This is a genomic window from Bacteroides graminisolvens DSM 19988 = JCM 15093, from assembly GCF_000428125.1.
Classification (GTDB): domain Bacteria; phylum Bacteroidota; class Bacteroidia; order Bacteroidales; family Bacteroidaceae; genus Bacteroides; species Bacteroides graminisolvens.
In genome coordinates, this window is sequence record NZ_ATZI01000032.1 from 1 (window position 1) to 1590 (window position 1590).

The window sequence follows — 1590 nt, forward strand, 5'->3', positions numbered from 1 at the left end:
ATTCAAGTTTCGCAAGTTAATGAGATATGTTGACATGATGGCATAAAAAAGGCATAGGAGTTTCTGTATGTTGCAGAAAATGAGTAAATTTAAAGTGCAAACTAAAATTAATACTCGCCCCTATGCTTATGCACAAAGTTACAACATTCCTCTCAGAGATCAGCATCTTTTTCCGGGAAAATGATTCCCATAAAGCCATGTATACCATTATGGATGTGATTAAAGGGTTAAAAATGACAGAGCTATCCCTCTTTGGGACAAAGAGCAAATGCAACCATGTATATACATTGCTGCAAGTGTTCCATACTCTATTGATGTATCCTTGTTTCATAATTCGTAATCCTTTCAATTTTCATAGTTCTTCCTTAAGCCATGTTCTGCATTGCCAGAAAGATGTATTCTATCGGTTTATGAGTAATCCTCAGATAGACTGGCGCAAACTTCTTTATAACCTGAACATTCAATTGTGGAATAAGATAAGAGTCCGCACAGACCATAAGGAAGGCACTACCTGTCTGATAGTTGATGATACGGACTATCCCAAGGCCGGAAGGCGCATTGAAAACATCGGAAGAGTTTACTCCCACGTTCATAACAAGTGTATTCTTGGTTTCAAAGCTCTGTTTCTTGCCATTACCGACGGTACGAGCCAGATGATCCTTGATTTCGCTATTCTTGGTGAAAAGGGAAAGAAGGGGAATTATGGCATGAGCGACAGGGAGCTTCAACAACGCTTTACCAAAGAACGGGATAAGGATTCCGCCCTGCAGGAACGGCTCAATGAATACTATCAGAAGAAAACAGACTTGATGATAAGCATGATCAGAAGAGCCATCCGAAAAAACATTAGATTTCGCTACGTACTGGCTGACAGTTGGTTTGCTTGTAAGGATATTATCCGTTTCATCCGCTCCCGCCATATCAAATGTGATTATCTGGGTATGATTAAGGTTGGAGAGAATGGAAAAACCAAGTATGGTTTTGAACGGAAAGACTTTACGGCTCCTGCATTGATAAAGCTTCTTACCCAAAGAAAACAGAAAAAGTACAGTCGCAAATTGCGCTGTTACTACATCACCGTTGATGTGGTCTTTGCCGATACCTCTGTCAGACTCTTCTTTGTCCGTCGTAGCAAGAACGGAGCATGGAATGGGCTTATGACAACCAATACCAAACTGGAATTCTTTGAAGCATACAAAATTTACTCCCAAAGATGGTCTCTGGAGGTCATTTTCAAGGAGGCCAAAGGGATGCTTGGATTGGGAAAATGTCAGGCCAACAACTTTGCTTCGCAGATTGCCTCCACTTCTTTGGTTGCTTTGCAATACAACATCCTTTCGGTTGTAAAGAGGTTTACAGCATACGAAACGATGGGCAAACTTTTTCAAGACATAACCAAAGACTCTTTGGAACTCTCGGTTACTGACAGAATATGGGGAGCCCTTCAGGAGATTGTTATAGCTATAGCGAACCTCTTCGGATTACTCGATGAGGAAATATACGATGCTATTATCAACAGATCTGAGGAGCTGGGCCATATATGCGATATTTACAAATTAAAACTGGCAAGTTGAACTTGCGAAACATGAA

1 protein-coding gene is annotated in these 1590 nt (G+C 40.8%); it reads left to right on the top strand.

The annotated features are described in order from the left end of the window. The first annotated feature begins 122 nt into the window (after positions 1–122). Complete coding sequence (locus C511_RS0112420) at positions 123–1574, top strand: IS4 family transposase (protein ID WP_081698314.1); 1452 nt, start codon at positions 123–125, stop codon at positions 1572–1574. The last annotated feature ends 16 nt before the right edge of the window (positions 1575–1590 follow it).

What these genes read in the sequence shown, in the direction of transcription:
- C511_RS0112420 (WP_081698314.1), top strand. Translation starts at nt 123, where the DNA reads ATGCTTATGCACAAAGTTACAACATTCCTCTCAGAGATCAGCATCTTT.